Source organism: Arthrobacter sp. GQ119, from assembly GCF_059759125.1.
This window is the reverse complement of the sequence record NZ_JCAXEA010000056.1, coordinates 1-1,719: the sequence shown is the minus strand read 5'-3', so window position 1 is coordinate 1,719 and position 1,719 is coordinate 1. Positions and strand designations below refer to the sequence as shown.

Annotated in this window: 2 rRNA genes; both read right to left on the bottom strand. The window is 55.1% G+C overall.

Annotated features, from left to right (window positions below):
* Position 1: 1 nt before the first annotated feature.
* Positions 2-118, bottom strand: a 5S ribosomal RNA gene (gene rrf / locus AC6CH3_RS23300).
* Positions 119-318: 200 nt separating this feature from the next.
* Positions 319-1,719: ribosomal RNA gene (locus AC6CH3_RS23295) — 23S ribosomal RNA — on the bottom strand; the annotation flags it as partial.

Here is a 1,719-nt window from a genome sequence, read left to right as displayed (position 1 = left end):
TGTCCGGCGGTGACCTACTCTCCCACACCCTCCCGGGTGCAGTACCATCGGCGCTGTGGGTCTTAGCTTCCGGGTTCGGAATGGGACCGGGCGTTTCCCCCACGCTATGACCGCCGTAACCCTGTGTCCCGTCACGCACCCGGTGGGGTGGTGTGGGAAATCTGTGGTGTTACAACTGTGGTGTTGTTTATTCAGTTGTGTTGGTTCTCAAGCAACGGGTTTGTTGGTTGGGAACCACATAGTGGACGCAAGCAGTCTTGTTTCTTTTTACCACCCCGTGGTTGCAAACGCTTTTGAATCCGTTTGCGGGGATGGTGTGTGGTGTAAGTTATCGGCCTATTAGTACCGGTCAGCTTCACGAGTCGTTAGTCCTCGCTTCCACATCCGGCCTATCAACCCAGTGGTCTGGCTGGGGGCCTCTCACACGCTAGGTGTATGGAAATCTCATCTCGAAGCGAGCTTCCCGCTTAGATGCTTTCAGCGGTTATCCCATCCGAACGTAGCTAATCAGCGGTGCACTTGGCAGTACAACTGACACACCAGAGGTTCGTCCGTCCCGGTCCTCTCGTACTAAGGACAGCCCTTCTCAAATTTCCTGCGCGCGCAGCGGATAGGGACCGAACTGTCTCACGACGTTCTAAACCCAGCTCGCGTACCGCTTTAATGGGCGAACAGCCCAACCCTTGGGACCTACTCCAGCCCCAGGATGCGACGAGCCGACATCGAGGTGCCAAACCATGCCGTCGATATGGACTCTTGGGCAAGATCAGCCTGTTATCCCCGAGGTACCTTTTATCCGTTGAGCGACGGCCATTCCACAATGTACCGCCGGATCACTAGTCCCGACTTTCGTCCCTGCTCGAGATGTCTCTCTCACAGTCAAGCTCCCTTGTGCACTTACACTCGACACCTGATTGCCAACCAGGCTGAGGGAACCTTTGGGCGCCTCCGTTACTTTTTAGGAGGCAACCGCCCCAGTTAAACTACCCATCAGGCACTGTCCCTGACCCGGATTACGGGCCGAAGTTAGATGTCCAAAGTGACCAGAGTGGTATTTCAACGATGACTCCACCCGAACTGGCGTCCGGGCTTCAACGTCTCCCACCTATCCTACACAAGCCACTCCGAACACCAATACCAAACTATAGTAAAGGTCTCGGGGTCTTTCCGTCCTGCTGCGCGTAACGAGCATCTTTACTCGTACTGCAATTTCGCCGAGTTTATGGTTGAGACAGCGGGGAAGTCGTTACTCCATTCGTGCAGGTCGGAACTTACCCGACAAGGAATTTCGCTACCTTAGGATGGTTATAGTTACCACCGCCGTTTACTGGGGCTTAAATTCTCAGCTTCGCCTTGCGGCTAACCGGTCCTCTTAACCTTCCAGCACCGGGCAGGAGTCAGTCCGTATACATCGTCTTGCGACTTCGCACGGACCTGTGTTTTTAGTAAACAGTCGCTTCCCCCTGGTCTCTGCGGCCCCGATCCCCTCCCACCAGCAAGTGGTGGTCAAGGTTGGGGCCCCCCTTCTCCCGAAGTTACGGGGGCATTTTGCCGAGTTCCTTAACCATAATTCTCTCGATCGCCTTAGTATTCTCTACCTGATCACCTGTGTCGGTTTGGGGTACGGGCGGCTAAAACCTCGCGCCGATGCTTTTCTAGGCAGCATAGGATCACCGAATCCCCCCATACGGGGGTCCCATCAGATCTCAGGAGCGTGAT